At 40.5% G+C, this 14691-nt stretch carries 15 protein-coding genes; all 15 read left to right on the top strand.

Annotated features, from left to right (window positions below):
* The first annotated feature begins 3 nt into the window (after window positions 1–3).
* The 15 genes from lpxK to VMW39_07100 all read left to right on the top strand — a co-directional run bounded on the left by lpxK (window position 4) and on the right by VMW39_07100 (window position 14645).
* Entirely contained in the window at window positions 4–1143 is a 1140-nt protein-coding gene (gene lpxK, locus VMW39_07170) for a tetraacyldisaccharide 4'-kinase (GenBank protein ID HUW23793.1), read from the top strand.
* The gene (locus tag VMW39_07165) at window positions 1113–1871 is read left to right on the top strand and encodes a DUF3108 domain-containing protein (protein ID HUW23792.1); all 759 of its coding nucleotides are present in this window, start codon (window positions 1113–1115) and stop codon (window positions 1869–1871) included. The genes lpxK and VMW39_07165 overlap by 31 nt, the downstream gene beginning before the upstream one ends.
* Complete coding sequence (locus VMW39_07160; GenBank protein HUW23791.1) at window positions 1872–3212, top strand: 3-deoxy-D-manno-octulosonic acid transferase; 1341 nt, start codon at window positions 1872–1874, stop codon at window positions 3210–3212.
* A gap of 113 nt (window positions 3213–3325) precedes the next feature.
* Complete coding sequence (locus tag VMW39_07155) at window positions 3326–4318, top strand: lysophospholipid acyltransferase family protein (protein ID HUW23790.1); 993 nt, start codon at window positions 3326–3328, stop codon at window positions 4316–4318.
* 137 nt (window positions 4319–4455) lie between these two features.
* Window positions 4456–5502, top strand: coding sequence for a lipopolysaccharide heptosyltransferase II (gene waaF / locus VMW39_07150; protein ID HUW23789.1), 1047 nt, complete (start codon window positions 4456–4458; stop codon window positions 5500–5502).
* An 8-nt stretch (window positions 5503–5510) separates the two neighbouring features.
* Window positions 5511–6368 carry a lipopolysaccharide kinase InaA family protein gene (locus VMW39_07145; GenBank protein HUW23788.1) on the top strand — a complete coding sequence of 286 codons (858 nt, stop codon included), beginning with the start codon at window positions 5511–5513 and terminating at the stop codon, window positions 6366–6368.
* Window positions 6369–6511: 143 nt separating this feature from the next.
* Window positions 6512–7270: a glycosyltransferase family 2 protein gene (locus VMW39_07140; protein ID HUW23787.1), complete on the top strand. Its 759-nt coding sequence runs from the start codon at window positions 6512–6514 to the stop codon at window positions 7268–7270.
* Window positions 7267–8244: a glycosyltransferase family 4 protein gene (locus tag VMW39_07135; protein ID HUW23786.1), complete on the top strand. Its 978-nt coding sequence runs from the start codon at window positions 7267–7269 to the stop codon at window positions 8242–8244. The genes VMW39_07140 and VMW39_07135 overlap by 4 nt, the downstream gene beginning before the upstream one ends.
* Before the next feature lie 80 nt (window positions 8245–8324).
* Entirely contained in the window at window positions 8325–9416 is a 1092-nt protein-coding gene (locus VMW39_07130; protein ID HUW23785.1) for a glycosyltransferase, read from the top strand.
* A 5-nt stretch (window positions 9417–9421) separates the two neighbouring features.
* Window positions 9422–10501 carry a glycosyltransferase family 4 protein gene (locus tag VMW39_07125; protein HUW23784.1) on the top strand — a complete coding sequence of 360 codons (1080 nt, stop codon included), beginning with the start codon at window positions 9422–9424 and terminating at the stop codon, window positions 10499–10501.
* A 165-nt stretch (window positions 10502–10666) separates the two neighbouring features.
* Window positions 10667–11584, top strand: coding sequence for a glycosyltransferase (locus VMW39_07120; GenBank protein HUW23783.1), 918 nt, complete (start codon window positions 10667–10669; stop codon window positions 11582–11584).
* Window positions 11581–12459 carry a glycosyltransferase gene (locus VMW39_07115; protein HUW23782.1) on the top strand — a complete coding sequence of 293 codons (879 nt, stop codon included), beginning with the start codon at window positions 11581–11583 and terminating at the stop codon, window positions 12457–12459. Before VMW39_07120 ends, VMW39_07115 begins: the two co-directional genes overlap by 4 nt.
* Before the next feature lie 82 nt (window positions 12460–12541).
* On the top strand, window positions 12542–12976 hold the full coding sequence (locus tag VMW39_07110) for a DUF4254 domain-containing protein (protein HUW23781.1): 435 nt from the start codon (window positions 12542–12544) through the stop codon (window positions 12974–12976).
* Complete coding sequence (locus VMW39_07105) at window positions 12973–14007, top strand: glycosyltransferase family 9 protein (protein HUW23780.1); 1035 nt, start codon at window positions 12973–12975, stop codon at window positions 14005–14007. The genes VMW39_07110 and VMW39_07105 overlap by 4 nt, the downstream gene beginning before the upstream one ends.
* A 17-nt stretch (window positions 14008–14024) precedes the next feature.
* Window positions 14025–14645: a methyltransferase domain-containing protein gene (locus tag VMW39_07100; protein ID HUW23779.1), complete on the top strand. Its 621-nt coding sequence runs from the start codon at window positions 14025–14027 to the stop codon at window positions 14643–14645.
* The last annotated feature ends 46 nt before the right edge of the window (window positions 14646–14691 follow it).

The raw sequence follows: 14691 nt of genomic DNA, 5'->3' as shown, positions 1-14691 counted from the left end.
GTAATGAGAGAGAAAATAATAGGCTTCTATCTAGCCTGCATAAATAACGAAAGAGGGAAAATCCATTCTCTTTTTCGTTCTTTATTTTTTATCTTATCTCGATTCTACTATTTAGCGATTAAGATTCGTTGGCTCATCTACAAACTGGGAGTCATCCCTAAAACCAGGATACCCTGTGCTGTAATTAGTGTGGGTAATATTACATGGGGTGGCACAGGAAAGACTCCCGCTGTAATTATGATAGCTAAACTACTCAAAGAAATGGGAAAGAGAGTTACCGTTTTATCTCGAGGGTATGGAAGGAGGAAGGAAAAGGATAAAAAGAACAAGATATCGATAGTATCCGACGGAAAGGGGTTAATCCTCTCTTCCAGGGAGGCTGGGGATGAGCCTTATCTCCTTTCAAAAAATCTACCCGATGTTTCCATAATTGTAGGAAAAAATAGAATAAACAGTGGAAAATATGCAATAGAGAAATTTGCTACTGAAGTTGTGGTTTTAGATGATGGTTTTCAATACTGGTCTTTGAACAGGGACATAGACATTGTAACCATAGATTGTTTAGATCCTTATGGTAATGGCTATTTAATTCCTCGCGGGTCTTTAAGAGAACCTGTCTCACACTTATCCAGGGCAGACATTTTTCTTTTGACCAGAGCAAATCTTGTTTCCCGGGATGATTTACACAGGATAATTGGCGATTTAGAAAGACTCAACTCTCACTCGACAATCCTGGAAAGCGTTCACCGGCCAAAATATCTACAAGGTTCTTTCTCTGGAGAGAAGAAAAATTTAGATTTTATTAAAGATAGAAGAGTAGTTGCTTTTTCCAGTATCGGCAATCCTTATTCCTTTGAGAAGACATTAGAAGGGTTGGGCGCAGAAATCGTCAAAATTTTCCAATTTCCCGACCACCACGATTATCAGCGAAATGACCTCCGGAAAATAGAAACCGCATGCAGAACTGACCTGGAGAAAAGAGAAGTAATCGCAGTTACCACTGAAAAGGATGGAGTGCGACTGGAGAGAATTATTTCTCCAGAAGCCGACAGGGTTTTCTGGGAAATTTGGATATTGAAAGTAGAACTGGAGATTGTTCGAGGCAAAGAGGAATGGCAAAGAAAAATAGAATCATATATCTGATTTTTATTCTTTTTCTCATTTTTTACAGTAGTTCAATAGGTTGCTTGGCAAATTCTCTCTGGCGTAAAGTAGAGAATAAAGCTTTCCGAGTAGGAGAGAAGTTAACCTATATAGTTAAGTGGAAAGGGGTAGTTGGCGGGACTGCGGTAATGCGAGTAAAGAAGATTGTGAAAATTTCTGGCAGGGATGCTTATTACGTGACCCTTTCTACTCGGAGCTCGGGATTTTTCGATATCTTTTACAAGATTAGAGACCTTATAGAATCGCATATTGATAAACAGGGTATATTTACCTGGAAGCAAAGAAAGAAATTGAGAGGAGGCAAGTATAGCTCTAATAAGGAGATAATTTACGACCAGGAAAAACATCAAGCTTTATATAAAGGGAAAAAGATTGATATTCCTGTTTATGTTCAGGATTCTTTATCCTCTATTTATTATTTAAGAACACAGGAACTCAAAGAAGGAGACTCGCTAATTATAGACGCTAATGATGACGGCAAAAACTATTCAGTAGAAGTAAAAGTTATCGGGATTGAAAAAGTTGCCACTCCTTTTGGTAAATATAAAGCACTCAAGACCGAAGTAGTATGGAAGAGCGAAGGAAAGGTTCACGCAGAGAGCTCCCAGATGTGGCTCAGCAATGACGAAAGGAAGCTTCCGGTAAAAATAGAAAGGCAAAACAAGATGGGAAAGATTACTATGCTTCTAAAGAAAGCGAAATTCTAAATGGAAAAACCCGTGAAAGGCAAGATTAAAAAGTTCGATTTCTTCTGGACTTTTTACCAGATTCTTTTAGTTTTCTTCTTCTCTATCTTCTGGCCATTTTTTATTCAGAAAATAAGAAAAGGGCTGAAACAGAGATTAGGTTTTTTGAATAAAAGCATAAACAGAGCAAGAAATGAAAACCTCATTTGGGCCCATGCCGCTTCCGTGGGCGAAGTAGTAGCCATGGGGAATTTAATAAGAGCCATTAAAAAGGAATGCCCTGATTACGATTTTGTTATTTCCACATTAACCACTACTGGTCAAACTATGGCTAGAAAGGTAATTCCCGATGCCCGGGCATTCATTTACTTTCCTCTTGATTTCTCCTGCATAGTGAGAAGAGTTCTCGATACCATCAAACCAAAATTGTTGATTATAACCGAAACAGAGCTCTGGCCGAATTTCATAAGGGAAGCAAAGAAAAGAACAGTTCCCATAATGGTAGCTAACGGAAGGATTTCTACGGGCTCTTTTAGAAAGTATAAAATGGTTAAGTTCTTGATGAACAGAGTCCTGGAAAATATCGACCTATTTATTATGCAGAGTCAAATGGATGCAGAGCGGATTATCTCATTGGGAGCTAATTCCTCAACAGTCACTGTAACAGGAAATTTGAAGTTTGATGTAGGCACTGACATTCTTCTTGATTCAAAAGATAACTACCTTCCTTCCTTTCGGGAGGACTCCAAACAATTCTGGAGTCCTGGCGAAAGCAAGGTAATTTTTGTTGCCGGTAGCACGCATAGGGGAGAAGAAGAGACAATCCTTGATGTTTATGGAGAAATTAAAAAGTCTTATCCTCAGATAGTTTTAATTCTTGCGCCCCGCCATATGCAGAGAGTAAACGAAGTGGAAAAGTTGCTGAATAGCAGAAATTTTAAATTCACCAGAAGGTCAGAACTTTCTTCTCCATTTCATGGCAACAATCTAAATCAGATTATTCTCCTGGACACCATTGGCGAGCTCACTCATTTCTATGCTCTGGCAAAAATTGTCTTTGTAGGTGGAAGCCTGGTTCCTGTGGGAGGGCACAATATTCTCGAGCCGGCCAGTTTAGGAAAGGGGGTCCTCTTCGGTCCCTATATGGACAATTTTGAAGAAATAGCTCAATCTTTTATTTCCCGGGGAGCAGGAAGAGTAGTATCTAATAGAGAAGAGCTAGTTAACAGTATCCTTAAGTTATTATCAAATCCCGAAGAATTAGAAAGAATGGGAAGGACTGCTCTGGAAATAGTTAAGGCGCATAAGGGAGCTGCCGAAAAGAGTGCCATATTAGCAAAAAACCTGCTCACCTACGTATAAAAAGTAGGGGCGACACTCCGTGGTCGCCCAACTACGTCAATACAGGGATTAAATTTATCGAACCCGTTTCTGTGGGGACTGAATCAATTTCCAGAACAGAGGATTAAAATAAAATGAAGAGAAAGAAAAAGAAAAAAAGTAAATTCAAGAAGAGATTTGAAAAAAACGCATCCTGGGTTACATTCTTAATTATGCGCGTGTTGTTTACGGTTACGCCCGCAAAAGCATTTCCTCTTATTGCCCGCTACTTAGAGGTCATTTCTCGCCCGTTTACCAGGAAGCACCGAAAAATAGCTCTAGAAAACCTCACTTTGAGTTTAGGAAAGGAAAAGAGCAAGGAAGAAATCGAATATATTTATCGTGCTTGCTTGCGAGAAGTTACTCAGAGTTTTTATGAATTGGTTTCGGCAACGAGTTCTCTTTTTGGGAATTCTTCACGCCTCGATCAATTTAAAGAACAGTTTGTCTTAGAGGGAGAAGAAAATTTGAAACAGGCACTATCCCGGGGGAAAGGGGTAATAGGACTTTGTGCACACTTTGGCAATTTTACACTGATGGGAACAGGACTTACTTCCCGGGGGTATCCATATGCATTGGTGGTGAGGCCAGCAGATGAGTCGAGAGTAGAAAAATACTTCCAGAAATGGAGAGACCAGTTGGGGTTCCATTCCATACCTGCCCGTCCCAGGTCGACAGCCGTACGTGGATCTCTCGGCGCTTTGCGTCAAAACAAGATACTCGTTCTATTTGCCGATCAAAACAAAGCAAAAGGCGGAGTATTTGTCGATTTTTTTGGCCGTCCAGCAGGAACTGTTGTTGGACCTGCAGTCATGGCTTTAAAGACAGGTGCACCCATAGTTCCCATATTCAACGTGCGTCAGGGAGTGAATAAACATAAAGTTATTATCGGTCCACCGGTCGAGTTTGAAATATCCGGTAATCAGGAGAAAGATGTTCTCACTGTCACAGCTAAGATTACCAAAGTTATTGAAGAGTTTGTCCGGCAGTATCCCACACATTGGTGGTGGTTTCACAACAGGTGGAGAACTAAACCAAAGAAGGAAGAGGAAGTGGAAAAACCGGAAGCTTCTACTCCATTCCTTTAAAAAGGTCTGGAGTCCTCCCAAAAGGGAGGGATGTAATCAACCTTGCTTTCGCAAGGACTCCATATCACAAACTATCTTTTAAATGTCAGTAATGACAGAGAGAAGCTCTGCTTTAAAGATAGGAAAGGGATTGGGAAATGACTAAGATTTTAGTTAAGGGTGTAAATTGGATTGGAGATTCACTGTTTATGACCCCAGCTTTAGCTGCTTTAAAAAAAGGATTCCCCAATTCCCATATAAGCCTTCTAATCAATCCCTGGGTGAGAGAAATATTTGATGGCAATCCGAATGTAGATGAAACCATTATTTATGATGAGAGAGGCAAGGAGAAGACCTTAAAGGGGAAGATTAGGTTTATTCGCTCATTAAGGAATAGAAATTTCGACATGGGTATAATTATGCAGCCACGTTCCTATAAAGCTGCTCTTTTTGTCTATTTAAGTAGAATTCCAGAGCGAATCGGCTATAGTCATTCACTGAGAAATCTACTTCTAACCAGAAGAGTAGAGCCTCCCAGGGCTCCTGTCCACGATATAGATATGTTCCTAAACATCGTCCTTTCCCTGGGAGTAGCACCGGCGAGGAAGGAACCCTATTTGCCTTTCAGCCCAAAAGCTGAGGATTGGGCCGACAGGTTTTTAGAAGAGAAGGGAATTAACAGAGGAGAATTACTGATAGGTATCAATCCCGGAGCATTTAAGCAATCGAAAAGGTGGCCAGAGCCAAGATACGCCGAGTTGTCCGATATACTGATTAAAGAATTCAAAACAAAAGTTATCATTTTCCAGGGACCGGGCGAAAATGAAATTATAGAAAAAGTAATAAGTTTAATGAAAGAAAAAGCGATAATAGCAAAGACAGGTATCAAAGAACTGTCTGCGCTTTCCCGGAAATGCAAGTTATTCGTGGGCAACGATACAGGTCCTATGCATGTGGCTGCTGCCAGCGGTACTCCGGTAATTGCTCTATTCGGTCCTGCAGACCCCCGACGCAGCCGCCCCTGGGGCAGGAACCATGTGGTAATAAAGAAAGACCTGCCGTGCAGTCCCTGTTCGAGGGTAGTTTGCAAAGAACCGACCTGTATGAAATCGATTACCGTGGAAGATGTCCTTCAGGCCGTTCAAAGCCAGCTTAAGAGAACTGAGAAGTCTAAAGGGGGAGCACTCGTCATTAACAGAGGTTAAGAAAAAGGTTGGACAAGAAAATTCCGCCACAATTTGAGAAAGTAATGATAGGTAGAACTACTATATTGGTAAAAGATAAATATAGAGACCAGATATTAAGTCAAAAAGTGGCTCTTTCCAGAAAGATAAAAGAAGAAGGAGAATTGTTCCCAGGGGTTAGTCTACTCAAGGGCAGGAACATAATTCCCTGTATTCCAATTAAAGGTTCCAATGAAAGGATGCTCGTAAAACGCTATGAACATGGAGGATTATTTCGTAAAGTAACAAGAGACATCTTCTTGGGAAATTCAAGACCATTTCGGGAACTGGCTATCCTGGAAGCAGCGTCCCAAAAAGGCATCCCTGTTCCCGAAGTCCTTGCTGCCAGAGTCGACAGGATTTTTGGTCCATTCTATAAAGGAGAGATAGCTTATAAAGAGATTCCTGATAGTGCCAATTTATTGGAATACCTGAAGGGGCTCAATGAGAGACCGCTGGAGGAAAAAATGTCTCTAAAGAGAGAAATAATTAACTCCTTAGCCCAAACCATTAAGAAAATGCACGCCTCAGGAATATACCATGCAGATTTAAATGTTAAGAATGTATTGATTCAGAATACAGGAAAAGGAACTCGAGTTTATCTCGTTGATTTCGATTGCTCAAAGATTAAGAAGAACCTCACCCTGAGAGTGAGGATTAAGAATCTGGCTCGTTTTAATAGGTCTTGTGAAAAATGGAAAGCGCCGCTAACTACTACAGACAAACTCAGATTCTTCCTCTCCTATTTTAAGGGAAATAGATTAGTAGAGGCGAATCTCAGAAAATATATTCGCAGATGCTCACATTTCCATTGGGGACACAGGCTCTACTGGAGGCTTTTCGGATAATTTTTTGATTCTAATCGAGACACCCTTTAAGGTAAATTGTAGCAGCAGAGCGAAACTCTGCTTCAAAATAGAGTAGCGGAGCAAAGCTCCGCGTCAATGTAGGGACGACACTCTGTGGTCGCCCAATAGGATCAGAAAAATAAATGAATAGACTTTCAATAATTATCATTACTTACAATGAAGAAGAAAACATTAAGCACTGTTTGGAAAGTGTAAAGTGGTCAGATGAGATTGTAATCGTCGACTCTTTCAGTAATGACAAGACTGTAGAGATTGCCAGAGAATACACTTCCCAAGTATTCCAGAACAAATGGACCAATTTTTCTCAGCAAAAGAATTTGGCCTTAGGAAAAGCAAGCAGTGAGTGGGTATTAAATATAGATGCTGATGAAAGGGTTACGCCAGAATTGAAGAAAGAAATCCTCGTAATTCTCAATTCCCAGTTCCAATCCTTCGATGGTTACTATATACCGAGAAGAAATCATTATCTGGGGAAATGGATCAGACATTGTGGGTGGTATCCTGACTATAAGTTACGACTTTTTCGAAAAGGAAAAGGAAGATTTAACGAGCGGATGGTACATGAGTCTGTAGTAGTAGAAGGCAGGAAAGGCTACCTTAAATCTTGTTTAAACCACTATTCATATAAAAATTTATCCGACCATTTAAGTAGAATTGATAAGTTCACTTCACTGGCTGCCGAAGAGATGTTTACAGATGGTAAGAGAGCGAGAGTCTTCGATTTACTGTTCCGGCCACTCGCTAAATTCGTCAAAATGTACCTGATAAAAAAAGGTTATCTGGATGGGATTTACGGGCTTATTGTTTCAATTATAGGTAGCTTCTACGTGTTTATGAAATATCTGAAACTCTGGGAACTGTCGAGGGGAAAAATCCATTGAAAATAGCCGCTATACTTCCGCATGTGGAAGTTTTTGGAGGGGTTAGAAGGTATATCGAGATAGGGAACAATTTTATAAAAAGAGGTCACTCCTTCAGAATCTATCACTCAGATGGAAGTCGTCCCACCTGGCTGGAGTTCTCTGGTGAGACAAGACCCGTAGAACAGGTAACTTTGGAGGAGAACGACATTGTAATATCCAGTGACTACTCGGTTCTTAATTACTTAGAAAGAGCCAAAGCTAATAAGAAAATTTTCTATTGCCTTCTTGAGCACAAAAACAATCAAAAAGTATGTATCAATAGAAAATTGCTCGTTATGGGAAACTCTACCGGAATATGTGATATGCTGAGACGCAAGTATAGGAGAGAATGCATTGAGGGAATTGGTGGGATAAATTCCGAAATATTCCATCCTGTAGAAACAAAGAAGGACAACCACCAGATAAAAATTCTCTGTTATGGGAGGATCTACAAGAAGAGGAAAGGAATACAAAAAGTCGTCAAAGCAGTAGAACTGTTGAATAAAAGATATCCTTCTTTAAGGCTTCTGCTATTCGATACTCCTGTGGGCAATCCCCGACTCGATGCCCGTCAAATGCTCCATACCAGAGTTCCCGTTACATTTTACACTGCTCTACCACAGGAAAGAATGGCCGAGCTCTATTCTCAAGCAGATATTTTTGTTAGTGCTGAAAAGAGAGCGGGATGGAGCAATCCTTGTGCTGAAGCCATGGCTTGCAAGGTTCCCGTAGTCTGCTCTCCTTCGGGGACGAGAGATTTCGCTGCCGATGGAGAAACCGCCCTAGTTTTTCGTTTTAGATATCCTTTTCTAATTGCAAAAAAGATAAGAAGACTAATTGAAGATAAAAATCTAAGAGAGCGGATAACAGAGCAAGGCTATAGGAAAATTCAACAGTATACATGGTCGAATCTCGTGGACAAGTTAGAAAAAGAATTTACGAATCTTCTGTGATTGGAAGGAGTAGCGAAGCAAAGCTTCGCGTTATGACTGGTAGTCGGGCTCGTCCCCGAGCCCGACATTAGGAAGGCACAATGAGAGTCTGTTTTTTTGGGGGTTATAATCCTGGATATATACGTAATGTAATCATTAAAAAAGGTCTTATAAAAAATGGCGTGGAAGTAGTAGAATGCCATACAAAGTCAAAATTTAAATTCTGGCTCAGATATCCCATACTATTCTTTCAACATCTTAAATTTTTTCTTATAAAATATGACTTTATTTTTGTTCCTGCTTTTCGGCACAAAGATGTTCCTCTGGCCAAGCTTCTTGGATTTTTAACCAATAAGCCTGTAGTTTTTGACCCATTAGTTTCCAGGTATGAAACTAAAGTTGTCGACCAGAAGAAAGTGGCACCATATTCCATGCAGGCAAGACACAATTTTAGGATAGACAAATTGTCCTTTAAACTTGCGGACATAGTTCTGGCAGATACCTTTGCGCACGCAGATTATTATGCCAGGGAATTTGGAATAGATAGAAGTAAATTTAGCCGGGTCCCGGTAGGAGTGCCTGACGAACTTTTTTCTCTATTCAAAGCCAGGGGGGAAGAGAAAAATAGAAAAGAAAGTAATTTCCTCGTTCAATTTTATGGGTCCTTCCTTCCCTTGCAGGGAATAGAGCATATTGTGCGAGCAGCCAGGATAGTGGAGACGAAGGATAGGGCCATTCGCTTCGAATTGATAGGCTCGGGGCAGACCTTTCCTATGATTAAAAAGTTGGCCGAAGAACTGGGATTAAAAAATATAGTTTTACGAGACTGGGTTCCTTTTAACGAGTTACCAGAGGTAGTTTCCCGTGCCCACATCTGCCTGGGAATATTCGGGAATACGGAGAAAGCATTGAGGGTAGTTCCTAACAAAGTCTTTCAGTGCTTATCTTTTAAAAAGCCTGTAATTACTGGAAGAACTCCCGCTATTCTCGAATATTTTGTGGATAGAGAGAACATTTTCCTCTGCGAAGGAGCAAATGCTGACTCTTTGGCTAATGCAATTATGTTATTAAAGGATAATGAAGAATTACGGAGAAGAATAGCTGAAAATGGATATAAATTAATTCAGGAAAACTTTACTTCAGAATTGATTGGCAAGCAAGTAAAAGAAATCTTAAGTAAGACTTTAGTGTAAAAAGATTGGATACTATATTACATATCGATTCAGCAAAAACCTGGAGGGGTGGCCAGCAGCAAGTTTTCTATCTTGCCCAGAGGCTAACAGATTACGATAACATAATTGCCTGTCCTCCTCAAAGCCCTCTGGCAGAAAGAGCAAAAGCTATAGGGTTAAAAGTTTTCCCGGTCCAGATGCATGGAGAATGGGATCTCCTGGCAGTATGTAAATTAAAAAAGATAATAAGAAAAAACTCTATCGATATAGTTCATCTCCATTCTTCCCACGCGCACGCATTGGGTCTATTGGCAGCAAAAAGTAGTGGAAATTGCAAGGTTGTTCTCTCCCGGAGAGTTAACTTTCCCATTAAGAAGAATATACTCAGTCGAGCGAAGTATGCAAATGTCGATAGGATAATAGCAATTTCTGAAAGAGTTAGACAGGTTCTAGTGGCTGATGGTTTACCAAAAGAGAAGATAGACGTTGTTTACAGCGGAGTAGATATAAAGAGATTTCAGAATGTAGAGGCAGACTATCTTATTTCTGAATTGGCACTCAATAGAGATAAGTTAATCATAGGAAATATTGCCGCGCTTACCTGGGATAAAGACCACAGAACTCTTATTGAGGCAGCAAGAATTGTGGTAGATGAATTTCCTGAGGTAATCTTTTTAATAGCAGGAGAGGGCCCTCTTCGTAGAGAGATAGAGATTTTAATTAAAAAATTCAATCTAGAAGAAAAGGTAAAATTGTTCGGATTTCGCCAGGATATTCCGGAAATTCTTTCCATTCTCCATCTCTTTGTGTTATCTTCCAGCTGGGAAGGATTAGGCACTTCTCTCCTGGATGCCTTTGCTTCTCGAGTTCCCGTAGTAGCTACCAATATAGGAGGAATCCCGGAGGTTGTGAGAGACGGAGTAAATGGAATTTTAGTCCCCCCGGGAAATCCAGACGCTTTAGCCGGAGCCGTTATTTCTCTTCTGAAAAATAGAGACCTTGCGGGTCGAATGGCAAAAGAAGGTTTTCGACTGGTAAAAGAGAAGTTCAGTATAGAGAGGATGGTTGAGGAGACAAGAAAGATTTACGACCGTTTGGTCGCGTAGGGTTTGGAGTCCTCCCGAAAGGGAGGGTTAACGTACTGCAGGGCTTTGTCCCCGTAAAAACTACGCCCATAAAGGGCTACACTACGGATAATGGTTTGGTCGCGTAGGGGCGACCTTTATGGTCGCCCAGGGGTTTATCCCCGTAATGGTTTTAGGAGAATTCCAATGAACATCTTTCACTACTGCCCCAAGGTCTTGCCTGTGAAAAAGTATGGAGGAACACAGAGGATAGTTGTTAATTTAATGAAAGAACAGGCAAACAGGGGACATAAGGTATATCTACTCAGCTTGGCGGGCACGCATTTACCTTCTGTAAATGTCACCACAATAAAGAAACCCATACGAAATTTTGAAGATTATATTCCTGACAATATAGACATTGTTCAGTTATATGGCACACCGCAAGAGACTCCCCCGAAACCCTATTTAGTCACGATTGGGGGAAATGGCAAACCGGGAGAGAAGTTTCTACCCAATACAGTATTTGTAAGTAGGAACCATGCTATTCGCCATGGGAGTAGACATTATATTTACAATGGAATCAAACTCGAGTATTTTATGTACAATGAGAAAAAGGAAAACTATTTTCTCTTCTTATCAAAAGTCTCCTGGAAAGTTAAGAATGTAGATTTTGCCATAAGATTAGCGAAGATGATGGGATTCAAACTGATCGTTGCTGGAGGGTGGAGGTTCTCTTTTAGAAGGAACATCAAATTTGTAGGAGAGGTAGATGATAAAGAGAAAGCAGAGCTTCTGGCGGGAGCAAAAGCTCTTATTTTTCCCACAAACTGGGAGGAACCATTTGGTCTGGTGACCATAGAAGCATTAGCCTCAGGAACACCTGTGATTACCACTAACATGGGAGCAATGCCAGAAGTAGTCACTCCTGATGTTGGTTTTCGCTGTAATACCTTTGAAGAATTCCAGGAAGCCATAAACAGAGCCGATGAAATCAGTCCCAGAAAATGTAGAGAAAGAGTAGAGGAAAATTTTACAGCCGAAATCATGACCGGGAAGTATATAAATGCATATGAGAAAATAATTCAAACGGGGAGCCTAGAAGGATTAGGAGAAGAAAATTGAAGGTAAGCGGATTTACTTTTGTGAAAGACGCTATAAAATTTTCATTTCCTGTAGTAGAGTCGATCAAATCCATACTACCCATCTGTGATGAGCTTATAGTAAATGTAGGGAAGTCTGATGATGGCACTTTGGATGCGATCAGTGCAATTAAGAGTGAAAAAATCAAGATAATCAAGTCGGAATGGGATCCAAACTTCAAGTATAAGGGCCGAATTCTGGCACAGCAAACAGACATTGCCCTGGCGAAATGTACGGGCGATTGGTGTTTCTACTTACAGGCTGATGAAGTAGTCCATGAGCGAGATCTAGACAGGATATTAAAACGCATGGAAGAAGAACTTTCCGATGAGAGAGTGGAAGGGCTTATATTTAACTGGCTACATTTTTACGGAGATTACTCGACTTTCATAAACTCATACCACTGGTATCAACGAGAAGTGAGAATAATCAGGAATTTTCGGGGCATAGCCTCCTGGAGCAGTGCCCAGGGCTTCAGGCTCAATGGAAAGAAATTAAGAGTAAAAGATACTGGTGCCCACGTCTATCACTACGGTTGGGTACGACCTTCTAAAGTAATGGCAGCAAAGAAACGCTATCATGACTCTCTCCACCACGGTGATGGTTGGGAGAAGGAATATAAGAAAGAAAAATTCGACTATCTTAAACACATCGATCCCGCCATGCTCAAGAAGCATGAAGGCAACCACCCCAAAGTAATGAGGAAAAGAATCAATGAGTGGCAAGGAGAATTCGATATTTCCAAGAGCACTCATAGATTGACATTTAAGGACATAAGAAATAGGATTTCAGATTTCATTGCCAGGAGGACAGGCTGGAAGATCGGAGAGTACAAAAATTTCATCTTAATGAAATAAATATGAGGAGTAGCAGACTTCAGTCTGCATGAAAAAAGGAGTAGCTCCGATGAATCGGAACGGCTACCAAAGGAGGGTCGACTTGGCAGAGACATTGGGAAGTTTAGTTGATAAATTAACTATCAAGAACATTAGACTCAACAATTTAAGAAAAAAAGGGAGTAAGAAGAAAATAGATATAGTTCAGTCCCAGCGCAAAGAGTTGATTGAGGAAATGAATCAATTTTTAGCTCGGGCATTGAAGAGAAAAGTAAAGTTAAAAGATGAAAAGGTGAAACTATATAAACAGCCCAAGGTGGAAGAGAAGATTTTGGCAACGCTGGGAGCCTTAGTGGATCGTCTGTGTCAGAAAAATATGCAGCTCTGGCATCTTGAAGACGAAGCCAGAAGGTCTGATGTGAATGACGCCTATATTGGAAGGATTAAGAGAAAAATAGACATCACTAATCTAAGTCGCAATGACCTCATTGACCGAATTGACGAATTGCTGGAGAGAAAAGTCAAGAAATCAAAATGATATTACAAGAATTCCGGAGGATTTTGATTATAAGGTTAAGTGGGATAGGTGACGTTGTACACACCCTTCCCCTTTTGGGAGCTTTGAGAAAAAGGTACCCCTATGCATATATTGCCTGGCTGGTCCAGAAAAAGGCAGAAGAGCTCCTCCTCGGACATCCCTACCTGGATGAAGTCATTATCTTTGACAGGGATAGGTGGATTAGTAGACTGTGGCCGCTTATAAAGAAATTAAGGAACAGGAAATTCGATCTTGTAGTAGACTCCCACGGCCAATTCCGCAGTGGACTATTTGCCTATATAACAGGCGCAAAGACGAGGCTCGGCTTCGATCCCAAGAACGGCAGGGAATTCAACTCACTATTTATTAATTTTAAAGCTCCTCCATTTCCTGAAGATTGGCACGCAGTGGAGAGGTACCTCGCCTTAGCCAATCTTTTAGGAGCGGAGATAGAAACGAAAGAATTTTTAATTCAAATTGGAGAACCTGAAAAGGAGTACGTGGAACGATTTTTAGAAGGGGAAGGGATAAATAAAGGTGAACTTCTAATTGCTTTAAATCCTGGTTCAAGCTGGAAGAGCAAAATTTGGCCAAGCAAGAACTATGCTCACCTGGCAGATATTCTCATAAAAAAGTTTAAAGCAAAAGTGATACTCCTCTGGGGTCCTGGGGAAGAAAATCTAATTGAATCTATAAATAGTGCAATGGAAGAAAAACCCCTAATTGCTCCCAGGACAGGTCTCAAAGAATTAGCTTCTCTTATTTCCAGGTGCACACTGTTCATCGGGAGCGACAGCGCACCACTCCATATTGCTTCATCTTTCTCGATTCCTTCAATTGGACTTTATGGGCCCACCGATCCCCAAAGAAATGGCCCTTACGGTTCAGGGAATGTTGTCATCAAGAAAGACTTAAGTCTACTCTCCTGCCGCAGAAAGGGTTGTAGAAAATGCAAGATTCAGGATTGCATGGAGCTTATAACAGTGGAAGAAGTTGTAAAGCAGGTAAAAGATAAAATAAAAAAATTATAAATGGCAGGAAGTAAAAAATGGATGTAGAAGAATACAAAAGGACCAGATATAAAGGTATTGACCAGAAGGTAGTTAACAAGAGGGAACGCAAGATACTGGAGAAAATTTTTGGGTCTATAGAAGAGAAGTCCATTTCAATACTGGACGTTCCCTGTGGCTATGGGCGCTTTTCCGAGTTGTTCCTGAAAAAAAGTCTCAATTTAACCAGTGCAGATGTCTCTTTTCCCATGGTTCTAACTACCAGAAAATATTCTCCTCCTACTAATTCCCCTCACCACTTCTTGGTAGGAGATATAAAGCACTTACCCTTAAAAGATAATTCCTTCGATTGCATCGTAACCATAAGATTATTCCAGCACATCCTTCATTCCAGAGCCCGATTTCAGATTTTAAAAGAACTTCACAGAGTGGCAAAAAAAATCGTCATACTCTCATTTTATCGCTATAATCTCTTACATAGTGTAGAAAGATGGGTGAGATGCCGGATTAAAAATGTCAACAAGAAGATAAGCATGTTGCCCCTCGGTGCTTTTGAGAAGGAATTAAGTTCCATTGGATTTAAAGGCTTAAAGCTGTTTCCTGTGATGAGATACTTTCATGCTCATAATATTGTTTTATTACAAAAGTTTAAGCCATAATTTGTATTAGCAATTATTTCAATTATATGCTAGAATAAAAGATTGA

The sequence above is a fragment of the bacterium genome, assembly GCA_035530055.1.
Lineage (GTDB): Bacteria > UBA6262 > WVXT01 > WVXT01 > WVXT01 > WVXT01.
The sequence above is the reverse complement of the archived record's forward strand: the minus strand, read 5'-3'. Positions and strand labels throughout refer to the sequence as shown.

What these genes read in the sequence shown, in the direction of transcription:
- VMW39_07160 (HUW23791.1), top strand. Translation starts at nt 1,872, where the DNA reads ATGGAAAAACCCGTGAAAGGCAAGATTAAAAAGTTCGATTTCTTCTGG.
- VMW39_07120 (HUW23783.1), top strand. Translation starts at nt 10,667, where the DNA reads ATGAACATCTTTCACTACTGCCCCAAGGTCTTGCCTGTGAAAAAGTAT.
- VMW39_07155 (HUW23790.1), top strand. Translation starts at nt 3,326, where the DNA reads ATGAAGAGAAAGAAAAAGAAAAAAAGTAAATTCAAGAAGAGATTTGAA.
- VMW39_07130 (HUW23785.1), top strand. Translation starts at nt 8,325, where the DNA reads ATGAGAGTCTGTTTTTTTGGGGGTTATAATCCTGGATATATACGTAAT.
- VMW39_07140 (HUW23787.1), top strand. Translation starts at nt 6,512, where the DNA reads ATGAATAGACTTTCAATAATTATCATTACTTACAATGAAGAAGAAAAC.
- waaF (HUW23789.1), top strand. Translation starts at nt 4,456, where the DNA reads ATGACTAAGATTTTAGTTAAGGGTGTAAATTGGATTGGAGATTCACTG.
- VMW39_07165 (HUW23792.1), top strand. Translation starts at nt 1,113, where the DNA reads ATGGCAAAGAAAAATAGAATCATATATCTGATTTTTATTCTTTTTCTC.
- VMW39_07100 (HUW23779.1), top strand. Translation starts at nt 14,025, where the DNA reads ATGGATGTAGAAGAATACAAAAGGACCAGATATAAAGGTATTGACCAG.
- lpxK (HUW23793.1), top strand. Translation starts at nt 4, where the DNA reads ATGAGAGAGAAAATAATAGGCTTCTATCTAGCCTGCATAAATAACGAA.
- VMW39_07105 (HUW23780.1), top strand. Translation starts at nt 12,973, where the DNA reads ATGATATTACAAGAATTCCGGAGGATTTTGATTATAAGGTTAAGTGGG.